This window comes from Paraburkholderia sp. 35.1, from assembly GCF_050436525.1.
GTDB classification, from domain to species: Bacteria; Pseudomonadota; Gammaproteobacteria; order Burkholderiales; family Burkholderiaceae; genus Paraburkholderia; species Paraburkholderia tuberum.
In genome coordinates, this window is sequence record NZ_JBNDMJ010000001.1 from 926752 (window position 1) to 946076 (window position 19325).

The following is a 19325-nucleotide window of genomic DNA, read 5'->3' on the forward strand; positions in this document are numbered from 1 at the left end:
CAGTCAATCTCGTGGAGGCAAACCATGCTGTTCAAACGAGGAATTGCAGTTCTTGCCGTTGCTCTACCGCTCGCGGCCGCGCAAGCGCAAACCGTCAACATCACCGGCGCGGGCAGCACTTTTGCGGCCCCGATCTATAACAAGTGGGCTGACGCCTACCAAAAGGCGGGAGGCGGCAAGGTCAACTACCAAGGCATCGGTTCAGCGGGCGGCATCAAGCAGATCATCGCGAAGACCGTTGATTTCGCAGGTTCCGATGCGCCGATGAAGGAGGACGAACTGGCGAAGACTGGCCTGTTCCAATTCCCGACCGTGGTCGGCGGCGTCGTGCCGGTTGTGAACCTGCCCGGCGTGAAGCCGGGTCAACTCATTCTGTCGGGTGCCGTGCTTGGCGACATCTATCTGAACAAGATCAAGAAATGGAACGATCCGGCGATCGCCGCGCTGAATCCGGGTATGAAGCTGCCAGATACGGACATCGCCGTGGTGCGCCGCGCCGACGGTTCGGGCACGAGCTTCATCTGGACGAACTTTCTGTCGAAGGTGAACCCGGAGTGGAAGTCGAAGGTCGGCGAAGGCACGACGGTGAACTGGCCGACCGGTACGGGCGGCAAGGGCAATGACGGCGTTGCCGCGTTCGTGCAACGCCTGCCGGGCGCGGTCGGTTACGTCGAGTGGGCATATGCGAAGCAAAACAACATGATCTACACCAGCCTGAAAAATTCGGCCGGTATCGTGGTTGCGCCGAAGACCGAAACCTTCAAGGCGGCCGCCTCGGGCGCGGACTGGAAGACGACCTTCTACCAGATCCTGACGAACGAGCCCGGCAAGGACGCGTGGCCTGTCGTCGGCGCGACCTTCGTGCTCCTGCATGCGACGCAGGACAAGCCGGCGCAAGGCGCGGCAACGTTGAAGTTCTTCGACTGGGCGTTCAAGAACGGCGGCCAGGCTGCCAGCGATCTCGACTACATTTCGCTGCCGGATTCGGTCGTGGCGGAAATCCGCGCGCAATGGAAGACCAAGGTCAAGGACGCGTCGGGAAAACCGGTGTTTCAGTGAAGGCCTCGATGCCACCCACCTCAAACGGCTTGTAATCGATCATGGACGAAGTCAATTGACGCAGGTCCAATTGACTGACGCATAGAGGCGGGTAACGTGTGTGACGGTCCTTTATCACCGCACGCTCATCACACGCCACGGCACGCTCGCGATGTACCATGTCTGCGTGAAATCTCGCGCTGGATATCGTGGAGTACATCATGGGAAGCGCATGGAAACGCCGCTTCAAACTGTTTATCCAGCGTTTCTGGCAGCCAACCAGCGCGTGCATGACCTGTATGCCGGGGAGCTGGGGCAACATCATGAGCCTCACGCACTGGGCGATCGCATTCAAAACCGGGCTGCTCACCGGTGTGCTCGCCCTGCTGCTCACCTTCACGCCGGCGGCGAAGTGGTACGGGAATCGCTATAGCAACGCACTGCTCGTCGGTTGCCTGACCGCTATCGGCGATGCCTACTCTCATTTGAGCCAGTACCGCTTTCATGTTCTCGAACACGTCGCGACGGGGGTCATGTCAGGCCTGTTCGCGCTCGCTGCGTCGTACCTGTTCGAGGACCGCGCGCGCCGCATACGCGCGGCGTGGTCGCGCTTGTTCGGATAATAAGACTTCGATCTCGAACATCGTGAGACCTCACGATGAGTGTTGCGCGTGACAGGTTCGTGCCCGGATACATCGCGGTGAATTGTTCGCGTCAGTGCGGTGACGAAAGCAGTTTGAAGCGCTTCCACAGCTTCTTCAATGTCTGATGATCGGCAGCGACGCGTGACGCGAGGAAGCCGCGTGCGAAGGCCGCGCCCGAGGCTGCTTCCGGCGACGTTTTCAACAACGACTTCAGAAGCTGATCGGCGACGACGGCATCGTTGCGCCAGCCGAGATCATCCTGAAGCGCGGTGAGCGCGTCGACATAATGGCGAACGGCCTGCTTCGGGCATAGCGACGCAAAGAACTCGGTGGCGTATCGAACTTTTTTCGCCGCGATGCGGGCGCGGTGACGACGGTGATCGTCCAGATCGGCCAAACCCTTGCCACGTTTGATCAGTTTCTTGTGCCGACGACGCAGGACATCGGCGGCGAATGACTTCACCGGGCCGCTGATTGCGTTGCGCTGTTCGTCGGACATCTCATCTCGCCAACCTTTGCGGTTCATCCAGAGCGCGAACTGGAGCGCGAGCCGCGTGTAGCGAACCGACTCGACCGCGGCAGCCGCGCGCTGCCGGTTGTTGACGGCAATCTGCTCGCACGCCTGTCTGACGGGCCGGATCTCGTCCGCATTGCCGTCGGCGCCGGCATGGTCGAGCGTCGATCCCGCAAGCACTTCCCAGTCGCGCGCGCCACCGAGTTCCGAGGCAATCCAGCGCAACTCCTCGTCGAATCCGGACGAGGCGGGGATGACCTTCGCAAACAGGTCGAGAGCCGAACGCAAGCGACGAAGTCCCACGCGCATCTGATGGACGCTCGATGGAGCGTGGCCCGACACGACGCCCCGTTCATTCGCGTGGACCTGGTCCAGACAGTTGCGCACGATCACGCAGAACGCATCCTCGACCGAATCGCGTTTGTTCAGTCGCACTGGTTGCGCTTTCACCGCCTCGCTATGCTCGTCAATGAGCAGTGCATACCCGACATCTGCCTTGCTGCGATGATCGATACGCAGCGGCACAGTTTCGAGCATTTCCAGCGCGACGCGGTACAGCACATCCGGATTGCCCTGTTTCAGTTCCAGTTCCACCGCGGCGATCTGCACTGATCCCGAATCCGCTTCGACGCTTCCTTCGTCGAGAGCAAGCTCGAGTTCGTCTCCGGACGGCTGGCGCAGCACAAACGCTGACCGGTTGATCCGCGTGACGAACACCGGCTTCAGTTGGGCCGCAACGGTCTCGTCGCGAATCAGCTTTCCGCAGTCGCTGTCGTCGGGGATCTGGTTGTACAGCAGCGTCAGATCGGGCGCGTCGCTATTCACGGGCATCTCGAACTCGTCCCGGTCGAACAACCCCGCCTTGGCCGATCCTTCGCGCTTCAGCGTCTGGATTTTGTCGTTGCCGACGGTGCGCACGCGCAGCGAAGCCCCGCACCAGTGAAATGAAAAATCGGGCGTGTCGAAATAGGTGCTCGTCAGCAGGTGAGGCGTTCCCGCCGTGGCTTCTGATTGCGCAAGCATCGACGCGTTGCGCAATTTGACGAGATCTTCCTTCGCAACGCGCAGCTTCAGCTCCCGTTCCATGCCGCCTCCAAAATGCGCACCAGACCGTCAGACTACACCGGATTGGTTGGACCGCGTCACGGCCGATCGTCCCCAGTGGCCTCAGATAAAAGTCGTACACGGAAAAAGTGGATGAGACGGTCGACGAGCCTGGCGCGAATGCCTGTACACGTTGGGACAGCTTGATTAGGAAATGATCATTTCCTATAATCGCCGTATGACTACACGCAACCATGCTGCCAGACAGCCACGTGCTCCAGGTCGTCCACGCGAATTCGACATGGACGTCGCGCTGGACGGGGCAATCCGGATTTTTCGCGAGCGCGGTTATCAAGGGACGTCTCTTGGCGACCTTGGGTCCGCGATGGGGCTCACGGCCGGCAGTATCTACAAGGCGTTCGCCGATAAGCGAGCGGTATTCCTTGCCGCGCTCGAGCGCTACATCCATCTACGAAATGACCAGTTGCAGCGCCTGCTCGACGCGGAGCAGACCGGCCGCGACAAGGTACGGGCCATTCTGCGGTTTTATGCTGAGTCTGCAATTGGCGATGAGGGCAAGCGAGGCTGTCTCGTAGTCGGAAGTGCAGTCGACCTGCTGGCCTTCGATGATGAGATCGCGAGTCATGTGGTCGCATCTTTGCAGCGAACGGAGCGTCTGTTGTGTCGTTTGATCCGAGCGGGCCAGACAGACGGTTCGATCGCGTCCGCCGTGGATCCGGACGCTACCGGCCTCGCACTGCTGAGTCTGACGCAAGGTTTGAGAGTCGTCGGCAAAGTCGGGCGATCCCGGGCACACATGATGGCGGCGGCGGATCAGGCCATGCGTCTGTTGGACTAAGCACATCAAGACATAGCATCGCATGACCTCCGCGTGCCGGTCACCCTATTAGGAAACGTACATTTCCTAACATCATCCGCCAATGAGAAAAGCCGCTCAACGGTGTCATCCCCCAACCCAGAGGAGTTTCGTTCGTGAAAACACATCACTCGCCGGTGCCATCAGGGAGTTCCGGAATCGTAAGCACGTTGCCAGTAGCAAGGCCCGTTGCGGGGCTAGCAGGATTCGAGCACAAGTTCGCGACAGTCGACGGACTGAGGCTGCACTACGTCACCGGTGGAAACCCACAGGGCGACGTGGTCGTGTTGCTCGCGGGCTTTCCCGAGAACTGGTTCGCCTGGCGCAAAGTGATGGGACTGCTTGCAAAGACCTACCGAGTCGTCGCACCGGACCTTCCCGGACAAGGTGATTCGGATCGTCCGATGGACGGCTACGACACACAAACCCTTGCGAGCCATGTTCACGGTTTGCTCCAGCAACTGGGGATGACCCGGTACTTTCTTGCTGCACACGACATTGGAGCGTGGGTGGCTTTTCCTTACGCCGTAATGTTCGGCGACGAAGTCCGGCGACTCGCGCTGCTGGATGCGGGGATCCCCGGCGTGACGTTGCCTGATGCGTTGCCGAGCGCGCCCGAGCGTGCATGGCGCACCTGGCATTTCGCATTTCACGGGCTACCGGACCTGCCGGAAGTGCTGCTCGCCGGCAAGGAACGTGAATACCTCGACTGGTTCTTGCGGCGAAAAGGCGGCCAATCCCGATACTTTCACTGACGCCGATATCGATGAATATCTACGCATTCTCAAGAAAGACGGCGGCTTACGCGCGGGCCTTGCGTATTACCGGGCCGCGCATGTGTCCGCCCAACAGAATGCAGAACTGAAGCAACGAGGCATGCTCGACCTGCCACTGCTGACGCTCGGTTCCGATCAAGGTTCCATCGCCGATATGGCAACACCTTTGAGAGCCTTTTTCACCGATGTCAAAGGCCGCACCATCAGTCACTGCGGGCACTTCATTCCAGAAGAACAACCGCGCGCGGTCGCCGACGAACTCACTGCGTTCTTTGGAAGCGCAGAGGGGTAACGGAGCTACGTGGGCGCAAGATGCCGCGCATGGCTCAGGCGATGCGGGCGTGCTGTAGGACGATCCATGCGGACCACACAAGCAACGCAATGCCGAGCGGCTTGCCGATGGAGCTGCCCCAGCGGAAATTCTTCTCGGCCGACATGATCGCACCCAGCGCCAGCATCCAGCCGACGCTGCCAGTGCCGACCGCGAACATCAGCAGCATCAGGGCCCAACAGCAGCCGATGCAGAAAGCGCCGTGACTGATGCCGAGCGCAAAGCTCTCGCGGCGCGCGCTCCTGCCGCGCCAATGCTCGGTGATGAACATCAGCGGCGAGCGGCATTTGTCGAGACATCGGTGCTTGAGGCTGCTGAACTGATAAAGGCCCGCGAGCGCGACGATCGCGGCGCCGATCAGCCAGCCGTTTGCAAGCAAGCTCGCAGACTGGTCCGCGACCAGATGGAGCGCCGCGTCGAAGCCGTGCGCGAGCACGCCGAACAGCGCCCACATCGTCGCATAACCGACGATCAGAAGCGCCATCAGCGTGCGCCGGTTTGCGCGCGCGACGGTCATCCGCCGGAACGTGTCGAAGAGCGGGAAGGCGGTCGGCAGCATCATGGCCGCGATCATCAGCAGCCATGCGACGCTGTGCAGCAATGCCGCAATCGTGAGGCTCGCGCCGGGCACCTGACGGCATATCGCGCCGACGAGCGGCAGTTCGGCCCAACCCGCATGATGCAGAAAACGCGCATAGGGCCCCGCGTCCCATATCCATAACGCGATCCACGCGCTGCCCGTCAATGCGACGAACAGCGGCGCGAACAGCCGCGAGCGTGCGAGCATCTTCACGACGCGAAGCTGAACGATCCCTGAATGGCGTTATGTCCGGTCAAGGCGAGGTCGAGAGCGAGCTTTTCGTGCCGCAGGCGGAATGCGTTCGCCTTGCCGACGAAAGCAGGGGAGCCGGGTATCGTCGAAAAGATGCTTTCGACCAGTTTGGTCGGCTCGCCGGTCGGGCCGCGATAGGGCTCCAACTCGGCCTCGATGGCTTCGCCGACTTTCATCCTGCCCTTGCCGTCAACGACCGCGTATTCGATCGGCGCGCGTTCCACGGACACGACTTCGCCGATCAACTGCACGAGATCCGCGATGGGGCCACCGCGCTCGCCACGGTGCACGCTAACCAGGGCGTCGAATTGCGCGTCGCTCGCGCGCTCGTCGACGAACATCGCGACGCGCCAGCCGCCTTTGAGCACGTTGCCGGGAATGAACGCCGCGAACGCGATCGTCAGGCCCGATACATCGACGCCGTCGATCAAGCCTTGCTCGTAGTGGTATGCAAGCGCGCTGCGGCAAATGCCGTTATCGGGATCTTCTCCGATCCAGCACGGACACAGCACCTTGCATTCACACACTTCGAGGATGCTGCCCATCAGTTGATAGCTCATTCACGCCTCCGCTGCCGGTTGGATCCGGCCGGGAAGAACATCGCCGGACATCCTCTGTTGTAGCCGTTAAGCGGGCAGGAATCAAAGTGTTCGGGGCACTGCGAATGATTGAAGCGGCTTACACAGTCGGTGCTTTTGCGGTGCGGGAGGGGGCGCGGAGTCAGATTGGCGGTCCTGAAGCGCGTGGCGCATCGACGATTTTCGCGCACAACTCTTATATAAGACATAAGACATTTGACCTTGCATGGGGATTGCAATTAAAATCGCGATCGAAGCAGTGCCCGGCACAGCTTGGAGTGCCTTAAAAGCCTTTCCCTGAAACGCAAATACCAGCAGGTCCCCCATGCTTGAAAATTTTCGTGATCACGTGGCCGCACGCGCCGCGCTCGGCATTCCTCCCCTGCCGCTGACGGCTCAGCAGACCGCCGAGCTGGTCGAACTCCTGACGAACCCGCCCGCTGGCGAAGAGCAGACGCTGCTCGACCTGATCACCAACCGCGTGCCCGCCGGTGTGGACGAAGCCGCCCGCGTGAAGGCAGGCTTCCTCGCCGCCGTGGCCAACGGCCAGACCGCCTGCGCGCTGATCTCGCGCGCCCGTGCGACGGAACTGCTCGGCACGATGCTGGGCGGCTACAACATCCAGCCGCTGATCGAACTGCTGTCCGACGCCGAAGTGGGCACCGTGGCCGCCGACGCGCTGAAGAAAACCCTGCTGATGTTCGACCAGTTCCACGACGTCAAGGAACTGGCCGACAAGGGCAACGCCAATGCGAAGGCCGTGATGCAGAGCTGGGCCGACGCCGAATGGTTCACGAGCCGTCCGGAAGTGCCGCAAAGCCTGACCATCACCGTCTTCAAGGTGACGGGCGAAACCAACACCGACGACCTGTCGCCGGCCCCGGATGCGACCACCCGTCCGGACATCCCGCTGCACGCACTGGCAATGCTGAAGAACGCGCGTCCCGGTATCACCCCGGAAGAGGACGGCAAGCGCGGCCCGGTCAAGTTCATCGAGTCGCTGAAGGAAAAGGGCCACCTGGTCGCGTACGTGGGCGACGTGGTCGGCACCGGCTCCTCGCGCAAGTCGGCCACCAACTCGGTGCTGTGGTTCACGGGCGAAGACATCCCGTTCATCCCGAACAAGCGCTTCGGCGGCGTGTGCCTCGGCGGCAAGATCGCCCCGATCTTCTACAACACGATGGAAGACGCCGGCGCTCTGCCGATCGAACTCGACGTGTCGCAGATGGAAATGGGCGACGTGGTCGAACTGCGCCCGTACGAAGGCAAAGCCCTGAAGAACGGCGCAGTGATCGCCGAGTTCCAGGTCAAGTCCGACGTGCTGTTCGATGAAGTGCGCGCCGGCGGCCGCATTCCGCTGATCATCGGCCGCGGCCTGACCGCCAAGGCACGCGAAGCGCTGGGCCTCGCCCCGTCGACGCTGTTCCGCCTGCCGCAGCAGCCCGCCAATAGCGGCAAGGGCTTCTCGCTGGCGCAGAAGATGGTCGGCCGCGCTTGCGGTTTGCCGGAAGGCCAGGGCGTCCGTCCGGGCACGTACTGCGAACCGAAGATGACCTCGGTCGGCTCGCAGGACACCACGGGCCCGATGACCCGCGACGAACTGAAGGACCTGGCGTGCCTCGGCTTCTCGGCCGATCTCGTCATGCAGTCGTTCTGCCACACCGCCGCTTATCCGAAGCCGGTGGACGTCAAGACCCACCAGACGCTGCCGAACTTCATCAGCAACCGTGGCGGCATCGCGCTGCGCCCGGGCGACGGCGTGATCCACTCGTGGCTGAACCGCATGCTGTTGCCCGACACCGTGGGCACCGGCGGCGACTCGCACACGCGCTTCCCGATCGGCATCAGCTTCCCGGCCGGTTCGGGTCTGGTCGCCTTCGCGGCCGCCACCGGCACGATGCCGCTGGACATGCCGGAATCGGTGCTGGTCCGCTTCAAGGGCAAGATGCAGCCGGGCGTGACCCTGCGTGACCTCGTCAACGCAATCCCGCTGTACGCGATCAAGCAAGGCACGCTGACGGTTGCCAAGCAAGGCAAGAAGAACATCTTCTCCGGCCGCATTCTCGAAATCGAAGGCCTGCCCGATCTGAAGGTCGAGCAAGCGTTCGAACTGTCGGATGCTTCCGCCGAGCGCTCGGCCGCCGGTTGCACGGTGCACCTGAACAAGGAACCGATCATCGAATACCTGAACAGCAACGTCACGCTGCTGAAGTGGATGATCGCCCAGGGCTACCAGGATCCGCGCAGCCTGCAGCGCCGCATCAAGGCGATGGAGCAGTGGCTGGCCGACCCGCAACTGCTGTCGCCGGATGCCGACGCCGAATACGCAGCCGTCATCGAGATCGATCTCGCCGACATCCACGAGCCGATCGTGGCCTGCCCGAACGATCCGGACGACGTGAAGACGCTGTCCGACGTAGCCGGCGCGAAGATCGACGAAGTGTTCATCGGCTCGTGCATGACCAACATCGGTCACTTCCGCGCCGCGTCGAAGCTGCTGGAAGGTAAGCGCGACATCCCGGTCAAGCTGTGGGTGGCCCCGCCGACCAAGATGGACCAGAAGCAACTGACCGAGGAAGGCCATTACGGCGTCTTCGGCACGGCTGGTGCGCGTACCGAAATGCCGGGCTGCTCGCTGTGCATGGGCAATCAGGCACAGGTGCGCGAAGGCGCGACGGTCATGTCGACGTCGACCCGTAACTTCCCGAACCGTCTCGGCAAGAACACGAACGTGTACCTCGGCTCGGCGGAACTGGCGGCGATCTGCTCACGCCTCGGCAAGATCCCGACCAAGGAAGAGTACATGGCCGACATGAGCGTGCTCAACGCCAACGGCGACAAGATCTATCAATACATGAACTTCGACCAGATCGAGGACTTCAAGGAAGTCGCCGACGCCGTGACGATGTAAGTGTGCTGCCGGGCTACGGCGTGTGGTTCGCGTCGTAGCGCCACGAAATGGCGCCGTGGGCTGAATGCCTGCGGCGCCATTTTTTTTGCGGCGTTCGAGTCGAGGTCCGCGCGCGGCAGCCTCGCCGGGATCGCAGCGGAATCTCAGGGCCTGGCGATAGCCGATCCGCATCGCAAGACAAACCCCGCGACCTGGTCCAACGCGTATCGGGCGCTTGCAAGCTCGTCGGTCGAGCGCTGGAACGCGTGATGGAGTCCCTCGTAGATTTCCAACTGCACCGTGTTTCCCCGCTGGGCAGCGGCAGCCGCGTAGCGACCGAGACGGGACAATCGGTCTATGAAGCGGGTTTGCGCATCATTGGAGATTTCACGGAGCTCGAATCGTCCGTCGGGCGCGGTCAGGTTTCGCTGGCGGGGATGGTCCGGGTCACCGTGGCGCCGGTTTTTGGCCGGCTGTATGTGGTGCCGCGCCTGCCGGCATTTTTCGCCAGGTATCCGAACGTGTCCGTGGACCTGTCGGCCACGGAGCGAACCGTCAATCTGGTCGAGGAGGGCTTCGACCTTCGCCCATATGGGACTGGTTCAAGCGCCGGCGTGGCTCTTTGCGCCGGAGATCGCGAGCGGTGCGGTCGTCAGCCTGTTGCCGGATTTCGCGCCGGCGCCGATGCCCATCCACGCCGTTCATCCTGCCGGCCGACGATTGCCGACCAAGACTCGCGTATTTATCGATTTCGCTTCGGAAATTTTGACGTCTGATCCCGGTCCGGCCTTTGTCCCGGTCAGGACCTAGCGAGTGTTCCGCCGACACCGGATCATGCCGAACAGGGATCGCGGTCCGGCCTTACCGCGCCGCAGCCAATCGCCGGTCGACAAGGCACTTGAGCCGTCCGACAATGCTTGGCGAAACACGGTCGAACGGGCTGCGAGCCAGGCGTCTGTTTCCAATGCGGCGTGGGTCCCAGGCGGTCGTCCGCGATTTTTTTGACGCCCCTGTCCGTCAGCATGCGGCCCGCGCGTCATTGTGATGGCGGCCGATGCAATTCATCCGCCTCAACCCCATGACGGAGGCTCAAATGGAATACCTGTTGATGATCTACTCGGAAGAAAACGGCTGGAACAAGATGACCGACAGCGAGCGGCAGCAAGGCGTTGCCGCCTATCACGCGTACACCGAATCGTTGAAGAAAGCGGGGGCTCTGGTGGGGGCCAACCGGCTGCAGCACACGAACACGGCCACCACGGTGCGGCTCGTCGACGGCAAGCCGCAGGTGCTCGATGGACCCTATTCCGATTCGAAGGAGCAACTCGCCGGCTACTACCTGATCGACGTGCCGAACCTCGACGCGGCGATGTCGTGGGCGTCGCGTTGTCCCGGCGCGGCGCACGGCGTCATGGAGGTGCGCCCGGTCTGGACCGCCCCTTACGAGGCACCCACTGCATGAGTGCGTCCGGCGGCGCCCTGGGCGATGACGGCGCCGCGCGGTCGATTGCCGAGGCGGTCGCTCGCCGCAGCTACGGCAAGCTCGTCGCGCTGCTGGCGATGCGCACGCGCGACGTCGCCGCAGCCGAGGACGCGCTCGCCGACGCATTCGCGGCCGCGCTCGCGGACTGGCCGGAGCACGGCTGTCCCGCGAGTCCTGAAGCGTGGCTGATGACGGTTGCGCGCCGCCGGGCGATCGATGGCGCGCGTCATCGCCAGGTTGGCGACGACGTGGCGAACCAGTTGATGATCCTCGCCGACGAGATCGACGAGAGTGAGGCAGGCGCGTTGCCCGACCGGCGGCTTGCGCTGCTGTTCGCGTGCACGCACCCTGCGCTCGAGGCCGCGATTCGGACGCCGCTGATGCTGCAAGTGGTGTTGGGGCTGGAAGCGAAGACGATTGCGTCGGCGTTCCTGATGTCGCCCGCCGCGATGAGCAAACGTCTCGTGCGGGCGAAGACCAAGATCCGCGAAGCGGGCATTCCGTTCAGCGTGCCCGAGCGCGAGGAGCTGCCCGGCCGGCTCGACGCGGTGCTCGAAGCGGTCTATGCGGCGTATGCGGAAGGTTGGACGGACCCGGTCGGCGGCGATACCGAGCGGCGCGACCTCGCCGACGAGGCGCTGTATCTCGCGCAACTGCTCGTCGAATTGCTTCCCGACGAACCGGAAACGTTGGGCCTGCTCGCGCTGATGCTGTTTGCACAGGCGCGGCGTGATGCGCGACGCGATGCGGCTGGCGACTACGTGCCGCTGTCGGCCCAGGACCCTGCAACGTGGAACGCGCCGATGATCGACGCGGCGAACGCACTGCTGCGGCGCGCGAACGCGCTCAACGCAATCGGGCGCTTTCAGCTCGAGGCCGCGCTGCAGTCGGCGCATGTGGATCGCTGCCGGACGCGTCGCCCGAACTGGGACGAGATCGTGCAGCTCTACGATGGGCTGCTCGCCATTGCAGCGTCGCCGGTGGTCGCCGTGAACCGTGCGCTTGCCGTGGCCGAACGCGACGGCCCGCAGGCGGCGCTCGACGCGCTTGCGCCGTATGCGGACGACCCGCGGCTGGCCGACTACCAGCCCTACTGGGCCGCACGCGCCAATCTGCTCGCGCGTGCCGGCGCGACTGCGCAAGCACTCGACGCGTACGATCTGGCAATCGGCCTTGAGCGTGATCCGGCCGTGCGCCGGTTCCTGCAGCGCAAGCGAATGGAGCTTGCATCGACGAGCAGTTAGCGGAGTGGGTTGCGTTTGCCTGCTTCGTCAGGTCGGGCGTGGCGGCTTTGCCCCGACAGGCCTGCGCCTGAACCTTACCGCTCCGGCTGCAACAGCCCCCAGCTCACGAGAATCGCCTGGATGCTGCGCGCGTAGGCGTCGCGCTCGTGCGGCGATTCCGAGTGATACGCTCCGATTGCGCGCCATGTGTTGCCGTATCGCACCATCTTCTGCTTGAGCAGCCACGCGGCCACGAAGATATTCACGCACGGGTCCGTGAGCGCGCGGTGCGGAATGCCCCGGCTCTCGAGTTCAGGAAAGTGGATCGAATTGATCTGCAATTGCCCCACGTCGATCGAACCGTTGGCGTTGCGGTTGATGGCGCTCGCGTCGCCTTTCGATTCGCGCCATGCCACGGCGCGCAGCACGTGCGGATTGACGCCCTGGTAAGCGCCGGCCTTGTCGAAGCAATCGTCGGCGGACGGGGCGGCTTGCGCGGTCGAACTGCCGAGCGCCAGCAGCGCCGCCCAGGTGCATAGGGCCCACGACCGCAAAGGGCGGAAGGCGTTGGTCTTGTGCTGGTCCATGAGTCGGGGCTCCAGGTCCTGCTTTACTGCGCCAGCGCGGAATCGAGCTGCCGCTCGATGTCCTTGAGATAGGTGCGCGACGCATCGGAGACGACGAGGCGCGGCGTGGGCATCGCGCAGCGGCAATCGTGCTGGTGCGTCTTTTTCTTGTTGTGCGACGTCGAGCGCGGCGCGGGAAGATCGTCGTCGTCGCCGGTGGAGGGCGGCAGCATGGAGAGCGTGGGCAGCGGCGGGTAGACCTTGTCCGCAGAGGCTGTGGTGGCAGCGGTGGCAGTGCCGGCCGCAGTCGCAGGCGCGCTGGCAGCGGGCTGGCCCGCCCATGCGGCCGGACTTAAGCATAGCGATGCCGCGGCGAAAGCAATCAGGCGCATCGTGTCAGCTCCCCGCACGTAGCGGCTGGATCGAGACGCTGTACGTCTGGTTCGTGCCGCTCGTCAGGTTTTCGAGCGTGGGTTTGAGCCCCTGCTGCGGCACGCCCCGCCAGATCGCCTGGTTGATGTACTTGAAGTCCTGGCCCAGCGCCGTTACGCGGATCACAGTGGGCTGCTTCTGCGCGGCGGCGAGCGCACCAGCCTTGGCGAGCACCGTAGTCAGTTGCGGATCGCGCGCGCCGAGTGCATCGGCGGGAATGTCGAACTTCATGATCACGTCCGACACCGCAGGTTTCTCGGCTTGAGCCGTATTGGGCTGCTGCAGTTGTGCGCAGCCTGTTACAAACATTACGGCAAGTAAGAGCACAGCGCGCGTCACGTCGGGGTCTCCAAAGTTTCGTAGCGATGTACGCGTTTTCGGCTTGGGATGCCGAGACTTGATACCTGGGGGCAAACGTTTGCGAAAAAAGAAAGAGTTCGCTCTTGCGGCGCCGCTTCCCGGAAGGTTGCTGCGTGCACCTCCGCCTTCGAGCAGAGAACTTCTTGCCCTGTCGGGTAAAGCCACAGCGATTGCTACGCGTACGCTCGTCGGGACGCGATCGACCTGACGCCCCAACCCGACGAACCGACTCACGCATACCGCGCGAGAAACATATCCGCCGCCGCTTCCGCGATGCGCTTCTGCTCCTTGGCATCGAGCGGCACTTGCCCCATCGCCACTTGCGGCCAGAAGGCAAAAGCCTTCACGAGCCCCTGCAACTGCAGTGCCGCGAAGACGGGGTCATCGGTCTTGATGCGGCCGTCCGCGGCGGCCGCCCGGACCCACGCCGTCAGATCTTCCTCGCGTTCGCCCATGCGAGCGACCATGTCCCGCGCGCGCTCCGGCGAATGGATGCCAGCCGCGATCGCCACCCGTGCAAGCGACAAAAAGGACTCGTCGTGAAGCAGCCGCAGCTTGCGCTCCAGCAGATCGAGCAACTGCGCGCGCAACGGTTGGTCAGCACGATAAGAGGGTGCATCGCCGTCATGGCTCGCATCCCACAGTTGATGGAGAATCGCCGCGAAAAGTGCTTCCTTGCTCGGGAAATGGTTATAGACCGTGCGCTTCGAGACATTCGCGCGGGCGGCGATACGGTCCATGCTGGTAGCGTCGTAGCCGGCCGCGAGGAATTCCTCGATCGCGGCAGCGACGATCGCGACGCGCTTTCGGTCAGTCAGACGTTGGGGGCGGGCACAGGATTCCATCCAACGATTTTACACTGAGCAGTTTACTTTTCTTTAAGATAATCTACACTGCCGAGTGTACATTTTCTTCGGAAGGTCAACTTCATGACGTCGCTTCCCGCCTTTGTCCGCCGAATGCTCGGCGTGAACGCCGCACAGCGCAGCCGCGCGAGGTTCAGCCTGTCGCCGCAGCATGACGGCGAGCGCTTTCGCAACGTCAAGCCGCGTCCGGCGGAAAGCCTGCGCAAAACGCTCGGCCTCGCGTGGACGGTGTTGTTCAACAAGCCGCGCGGCACCGTGCCGGCCGACGCGTTGCCGGTCGAAAGGCTGACGCGCGCGCAACTCGACGCGGCGCCCGACCGCAGCCTGTACCGGCTCGGTCATTCGACGATGCTGCTGAAGTTGCGCGGCAAGTTCTGGCTGACCGATCCCGTGTTCGCCGAGCGGGCGTCTCCGTTCCGCAATCTCGGTCCGAAGCGCTTTCATGCGCCGCCGATCTCGCTCGACGATTTGCCGCCGCTGCGCGGCGTGATCCTGTCGCACGATCACTACGACCATCTCGACCGCGAAACCGTGCTGATCCTGGCGCAGCGTACCGAGGTGTTTTTGACGCCGCTTGGGGTCGGCGACCGGCTCATCGAATGGGGTATCGACGCGGCAAAGGTCCGGCAGTTCGACTGGTGGCAGGGCACGGAGGTCGAGGGCATCGAGTTCACCGCGACGCCCGCGCAGCACTTCTCCGGGCGCAGCCTGTTCGACGGCAACCGGACGTTGTGGGCGTCGTGGGTGATCGTCGATCACGATGTGCGCGTATTTTTCAGCGGCGACACCGGTTACTTCGAGGGTTTCAGCGCGATCGGCGAGCGCCTCGGACCATTCGACGTCACGTTGATCGAAACCGGCGCGTACGACGCGATGTGGCCATACGTCCATATGCAGCCCGAAGAAACCGTGCAGGCGCATATCGACCTGCGCGGCCGCTGGCTCGTGCCGATCCATAACGGCACCTTCGACCTCGCGATGCATCGCTGGCAGGAGCCGTTCGAAAGGGTGACGGGGCTGGCGCTCGCGCGCGGCGTCGCGCTGTCGACACCGCGCATGGGCGAGCGGCTCGATCTGACCGCGGTGCATCGCGGCGAACGCTGGTGGCGCGACGTTGCGCAAACCGCTGCCGTGCCGAAGGCTTCGTGGCGGATGTGCGCGTCGCGCGGGGTCCAGGAGGGGGAGTCGTCCTGAGGTCGTTGGCACCGCCACGTCTTTGCGGCGCACGAGAGCGACCGAGCGGACTGTTTCGCGGCGGCGCGCTGGTGCGGCGCGCGCACGTTGCCGTTCCCGCCGAGGCGCTCGCGACCTCGAAGTACGCTCCGTCGGAACTGTCCGTCGCGGCGTGATACGCAACCGTCGATCTGCGGGTTAATTCTTCAGGTCGGCGAGAATGCGTTCCGCGAGAAAATCGCACACGGGCCGTTTCGAAGCGGCACTTCGCGCCAGCACGACTTCAAGTGTGCCGATTTCCGGCAGGCCATTCGCGGTTCCCAGCAGCGAGAAGTGAGCCGGTACCGCGCACTTGGCCAAAGGAGTCACTGCGAGTCCGGCCTCGGCCATCGTCAGCAGACCCAGCAGACTCGGACTTTCATACGAGGTTCGATACGTGATGCGCGCGCGCTCCAGGCTCCGGATGGCTTTCTCCCGCGCGACGCTGCCGGGCAAAAACACGGCGATCGGCAAGGGCCTTTCACGCCAGATCTCGGTCGCGCCTGGCGCGGCGGCCCAGACCATCGGTTCGTGACGCAGGAACTCGCCGTGCAATCCTTTCACGCGCGTGGCGCAGACGAGATCGACCGTGCCGTCTTTCAACATGGGCTCGAGAGCGACGCTTGGCAGGCCCACTACCTGAATCTCCACCTTCGGATAGGTCGCCGAAAATTTCTTGAGGATCGGCGGGAACAGTGACGTCGCATAGTCGTCAGGCACGCCGATCACCACGCGTCCGGTCACGTCGGGCCGTACCACCGCTGCCCACGCTTCGTCGCGCAGGGCGATCATCCGCCGCGCGTAGGTCAACAGCATTTCGCCGTCCTGCGTCGGCACCACGCTGCGAGGCTTGCGCACGAAAAGCGCCTTGCCGAGCGCCGTCTCGAGCGTCTTGATCTGCATGCTCACCGCCGATTGCGAACGATGCACGACCTGCGCCGCGCGACTGATCGTGCCGGCGTCCGCGACCGCGATGATCATGGACAGCACGTCCAGATCGAGCGCTTTCATTTCCGTTGCCATGATGGTTGATATCAGAAAAGTAGATCGATTCCATCAATATTATGCGATTTTCTTTTGCGAGCACACCCTCGATAGTGGCGACAAAGGAGCCCTGTGATGAATGCACGTATCAGCCCATCGATTCTGGCCTCGGCCGTTGGCGCGTCCGCGCCATCGTTTGTGACCACCGCATCGAGTCTTGCGATACCGTATGTCGAGTCCGGGCGCGGCGAGCCGATGGTGTTCGTGCACGGCTCGCTTTGCGACTATCGCTATTGGGACGCCCAGATGGCCTCCCTGTCGGGCCGGTTTCGCTGCTTCGCGCCGAGCTTGAGCCATTACTGGCCCGAGATCGATGCATTTGGACACAGCGACTTCAGTTGGGAGGCGCACGTCGAGGAAATTGCCGGATTCATCACGGCGCTCGACCTTGCTCCCGTTCATCTGGTCGGTCACTCGCGGGGTGGGTGCGTGGCTTTCCATCTCGCGCGCGAATTTCCGCGCCTCGTGAAAACGCTGACGCTAGCCGATCCCGGCGGCCCGCTGCAAACCGAACCGAGGGGGCAGCCCGCGTTCATGCCGCCGGCGACCAACGTGTTGCGCGCACGGGTCGCGGAACTGATCGAGCGGGGCGAGTTCGACGCCGGCTTGTCGATGTTCGTCGACTCGGTGAGCATGCCGGGGTTCTGGAACAAAAGCCCGGAGAGCTTTCGTCGCATGGCGCTCGACAACGCGCTCACGCTGCCAAAGCAGTTGCTCGATCCGCTTCCCGCCTATACGCCGGAAGCCGCGCGCGATATCAAGTGCCGTACGTTGTTGATCGACGGCCAGAAAAGTCCCCGTATGTTCCGCAATACGGTCGACAAGCTCGAACAGTGGATCGAGTTTGCCGAACGCGAAACGATCGACGGTGCGTCGCATGGGATGAATGTCGCGAGACCGGATGCGTTCAACAGGGCGGTTGCGACTTTCGCGGCGTAGCCCGGTTGACGGGAGAGTGCTCCGGCGTGCACGCTGGTTTTCCCGGCCAGCAAGGTATCGATCTTGTGATCCTGGGCCAGCAACTCGGCCGCCGTACTCGAATGAACGACCGATTCGCGCTCGAGCACCACGGCGTTGTGCGTGATGCCCAGCGCCTTGCGCGCGTTCTGCTCGACCAGAATCACTGAGAGGCCTTCGCGGATGATCTCCGAGAGGAGTCCTGCACGATAATCGGCGCGAGGCCCTCGAGCAGTTCGTCGAGCAGCAGCACCTTGGGATTGAGCATCAGCGCGCGGCCGATGGCCAACATCTGCTGCTCGCCGCCGGAGAGCTGGTTGCCCATATCGGCGCGGCGCTCCTGCAGGCGCGGGAACATCCGGTAGATGCGAGCCAGATCCCACGGACCGGACACGGCGATCGCCGTCAGGTTCTCTTCGACCGTCAGCGACTTGAAGATATTGCGTTCCTGCGGCACCCAGCCGATGCCGGCCAGCGCGCGCTGGCACGGTCGTAGTCCGCGCTTTGCTTCACGAGCCGCGCACCCACTTCGGGACGCGCCAGCGATTTCGACGGCTTCAGCCGAAGCGCGCTGCCTCTTCATTGGGCGGCCAGCGGCAGCCGGACACAGTTCTTGCTCGCGTATTCATCGATTCATCAATTCGGCGGGGCCAGGCGCAAAGCCGGCACGCATAGTGCTGACACGCGAGCGCCGTCGTGCCAGCGGGCGACTCGGGCGCAGCGTCGAGCGAACCCGCGGTCACGACAATGCCCGAGGCCACGCAACCGGGCCCTCGACCACAAGGAGGAGTTTCAATGAAAGACATCGATCTGAACCAGCGCGTAGAAGAAATCGAACTGGCTCTTTCCACCCTATTCGAGTCGCCGAAGGCGCCCGCGATCAGCAGCTACGACGACGGCCGGACGTTCTTCATCCAGGCCTCCTGGGTCGTCGAGTCACATGGCGACACGACGCTGGATGCGCGATGCGTGCTCACACTCCACTTTTCGGATTCGCAGATTCAGCGTTACGCGCAGATGGACACGGCACAACGTATCCTCGTGCGCGAACGCCTCTGCCAAATGGTCCGCGATCGACCCCGACCGGAAGGCGGTGAGCTGCCCTTGCGGGGAGAGTGCGCCGAAGACCTGCAGGTGGAGGATCGGCTGCTGGATGTCGACGATCAGCTCTGATCCATCGCGGACGGCGTGCGACCGCGGCCTGGCGATTGGCTGTCCGAGCCGGCAGCCGCCTGCCAATCGAGTTGCGCCCGAATCTCCACGATGTAGCGAGGTCGAAAAGTGACTAGCACGATTCTTCGCTCGGGACCGGGGGCGGGAGCGACTCGAGCAACTTCACGAGCCTTGCCTGCTGCTGCGGAGTCAGTCCTTGAGTAGCGCTCACCTGCTGAACACGCGCGCGCCAGTAGGTCCGGCTGAACAACGAATCCGCGCCATCGGAGGACAGGATCCGTTCGAGATGGGAAATCGCATCTCCAGCGGTCAGGGGTGTATAGGGGCTCTCCCTGTCCGGGGGCCCTTTCTTGATTGTTGTTTTCATCCACTTCTCTCAGGTGGTGACCGGCCGGGTCCGGTCGTATACGTCCGGCTTCAATTGGCCGGTTCGTGCCAAACAACCCATGCGGGGCGCGGGGCGCGCGTGGCGACGCGACCCATTG

General features: G+C 63.3%; 19 protein-coding genes and 3 pseudogenes. 12 read left to right on the forward strand and 10 right to left on the reverse strand.

Annotated features, from left to right (window positions below):
- The first annotated feature begins 24 nt into the window (after nt 1–24).
- The gene (pstS, locus tag OKW27_RS04490) at nt 25–1059 is read left to right on the forward strand and encodes a phosphate ABC transporter substrate-binding protein PstS (RefSeq protein WP_090810888.1); all 1035 of its coding nucleotides are present in this window, start codon (nt 25–27) and stop codon (nt 1057–1059) included.
- A gap of 200 nt (nt 1060–1259) precedes the next feature.
- On the forward strand, nt 1260–1661 hold the full coding sequence (locus tag OKW27_RS04495; RefSeq protein WP_090810890.1) for a hypothetical protein: 402 nt from the start codon (nt 1260–1262) through the stop codon (nt 1659–1661).
- Nucleotides 1662–1752: 91 nt separating this feature from the next.
- Here the strand turns inward: OKW27_RS04495 and OKW27_RS04500 are convergent, their stop codons facing one another.
- Nucleotides 1753–3282, reverse strand: a complete 1530-nt coding sequence (locus OKW27_RS04500; RefSeq protein ID WP_429332676.1) for a CHAD domain-containing protein — start codon at nt 3280–3282, stop codon at nt 1753–1755.
- A gap of 259 nt (nt 3283–3541) precedes the next feature.
- On the opposite strand from OKW27_RS04500, the gene OKW27_RS04505 reads away from it, so the two are divergent.
- Nucleotides 3542–4099 carry a TetR/AcrR family transcriptional regulator gene (locus OKW27_RS04505; RefSeq protein WP_429332677.1) on the forward strand — a complete coding sequence of 186 codons (558 nt, stop codon included), beginning with the start codon at nt 3542–3544 and terminating at the stop codon, nt 4097–4099.
- A 260-nt stretch (nt 4100–4359) separates the two neighbouring features.
- Nucleotides 4360–5185, forward strand: a pseudogene (locus tag OKW27_RS04510) (alpha/beta fold hydrolase).
- A gap of 34 nt (nt 5186–5219) precedes the next feature.
- On the opposite strand, the gene OKW27_RS04515 reads toward OKW27_RS04510, so the two are convergent.
- Both OKW27_RS04515 and OKW27_RS04520 read right to left on the reverse strand, forming a co-directional pair.
- Nucleotides 5220–6011 (reverse strand): DUF2182 domain-containing protein, encoded by a 792-nt coding sequence (locus OKW27_RS04515; protein WP_429332847.1) that lies wholly within the window; start codon nt 6009–6011, stop codon nt 5220–5222.
- Between the two features lie 2 nt (nt 6012–6013).
- Nucleotides 6014–6616: a DUF1326 domain-containing protein gene (locus OKW27_RS04520; protein ID WP_429332678.1), complete on the reverse strand. Its 603-nt coding sequence runs from the start codon at nt 6614–6616 to the stop codon at nt 6014–6016.
- Nucleotides 6617–6959: 343 nt separating this feature from the next.
- Between OKW27_RS04520 and acnB the strand changes: the two genes are divergently transcribed.
- The 5 genes and pseudogenes from acnB to OKW27_RS04545 all read left to right on the forward strand — a co-directional run bounded on the left by acnB (nt 6960) and on the right by OKW27_RS04545 (nt 12251).
- Nucleotides 6960–9545, forward strand: a complete 2586-nt coding sequence (acnB, locus tag OKW27_RS04525) for a bifunctional aconitate hydratase 2/2-methylisocitrate dehydratase (protein WP_429332679.1) — start codon at nt 6960–6962, stop codon at nt 9543–9545.
- Nucleotides 9546–9961: 416 nt separating this feature from the next.
- A pseudogene (locus OKW27_RS04530) lies at nt 9962–10048 on the forward strand (LysR family transcriptional regulator); the annotation flags it as partial.
- A 67-nt stretch (nt 10049–10115) separates the two neighbouring features.
- On the forward strand, nt 10116–10334 hold the full coding sequence (locus OKW27_RS04535; protein WP_429332680.1) for a LysR substrate-binding domain-containing protein: 219 nt from the start codon (nt 10116–10118) through the stop codon (nt 10332–10334).
- A gap of 283 nt (nt 10335–10617) precedes the next feature.
- Entirely contained in the window at nt 10618–10986 is a 369-nt protein-coding gene (locus tag OKW27_RS04540; RefSeq protein ID WP_018422516.1) for a YciI family protein, read from the forward strand.
- Entirely contained in the window at nt 10983–12251 is a 1269-nt protein-coding gene (locus tag OKW27_RS04545) for an RNA polymerase sigma factor (protein WP_429332681.1), read from the forward strand. The genes OKW27_RS04540 and OKW27_RS04545 overlap by 4 nt, the downstream gene beginning before the upstream one ends.
- Nucleotides 12252–12325: 74 nt before the next feature.
- Here OKW27_RS04545 and OKW27_RS04550 read toward each other — a convergent pair whose 3' ends face one another.
- From OKW27_RS04550 to OKW27_RS04565, 4 genes are all read right to left on the reverse strand, one after another.
- Complete coding sequence (locus tag OKW27_RS04550; protein ID WP_090810903.1) at nt 12326–12817, reverse strand: lytic transglycosylase domain-containing protein; 492 nt, start codon at nt 12815–12817, stop codon at nt 12326–12328.
- A 23-nt stretch (nt 12818–12840) separates the two neighbouring features.
- Nucleotides 12841–13188 carry a hypothetical protein gene (locus OKW27_RS04555; protein ID WP_090810905.1) on the reverse strand — a complete coding sequence of 116 codons (348 nt, stop codon included), beginning with the start codon at nt 13186–13188 and terminating at the stop codon, nt 12841–12843.
- 4 nt (nt 13189–13192) lie between these two features.
- A complete protein-coding gene (locus tag OKW27_RS04560; protein ID WP_090810907.1) occupies nt 13193–13567 on the reverse strand; it encodes a hypothetical protein in 375 nt (124 codons plus the stop codon).
- 251 nt (nt 13568–13818) lie between these two features.
- The gene (locus OKW27_RS04565; protein WP_429332682.1) at nt 13819–14433 is read right to left on the reverse strand and encodes a TetR/AcrR family transcriptional regulator; all 615 of its coding nucleotides are present in this window, start codon (nt 14431–14433) and stop codon (nt 13819–13821) included.
- A gap of 84 nt (nt 14434–14517) precedes the next feature.
- Here OKW27_RS04565 and OKW27_RS04570 point away from each other — a divergent pair, with 84 nt between their 5' ends.
- Complete coding sequence (locus OKW27_RS04570) at nt 14518–15648, forward strand: MBL fold metallo-hydrolase (protein WP_429332683.1); 1131 nt, start codon at nt 14518–14520, stop codon at nt 15646–15648.
- A gap of 177 nt (nt 15649–15825) precedes the next feature.
- On the opposite strand, the gene OKW27_RS04575 is transcribed toward OKW27_RS04570, so the two are convergent.
- Nucleotides 15826–16677 carry a LysR substrate-binding domain-containing protein gene (locus OKW27_RS04575; protein WP_184069590.1) on the reverse strand — a complete coding sequence of 284 codons (852 nt, stop codon included), beginning with the start codon at nt 16675–16677 and terminating at the stop codon, nt 15826–15828.
- Nucleotides 16678–16785: 108 nt separating this feature from the next.
- On the opposite strand from OKW27_RS04575, the gene OKW27_RS04580 reads away from it, so the two are divergent.
- Nucleotides 16786–17649 (forward strand): alpha/beta fold hydrolase, encoded by an 864-nt coding sequence (locus tag OKW27_RS04580; protein WP_429332684.1) that lies wholly within the window; start codon nt 16786–16788, stop codon nt 17647–17649.
- A 44-nt stretch (nt 17650–17693) separates the two neighbouring features.
- Here the strand turns inward: OKW27_RS04580 and OKW27_RS04585 are convergent.
- Nucleotides 17694–18160: pseudogene (locus OKW27_RS04585) on the reverse strand (ATP-binding cassette domain-containing protein); the annotation flags it as partial.
- A gap of 302 nt (nt 18161–18462) precedes the next feature.
- Between OKW27_RS04585 and OKW27_RS04590 the strand changes: the two are divergent.
- Nucleotides 18463–18840 (forward strand): DUF3022 domain-containing protein, encoded by a 378-nt coding sequence (locus OKW27_RS04590; protein ID WP_090810917.1) that lies wholly within the window; start codon nt 18463–18465, stop codon nt 18838–18840.
- A 112-nt stretch (nt 18841–18952) separates the two neighbouring features.
- On the opposite strand, the gene OKW27_RS04595 is transcribed toward OKW27_RS04590, so the two are convergent.
- Nucleotides 18953–19207 carry a hypothetical protein gene (locus OKW27_RS04595; protein WP_090810919.1) on the reverse strand — a complete coding sequence of 85 codons (255 nt, stop codon included), beginning with the start codon at nt 19205–19207 and terminating at the stop codon, nt 18953–18955.
- Nucleotides 19208–19325: the final 118 nt, after the last annotated feature.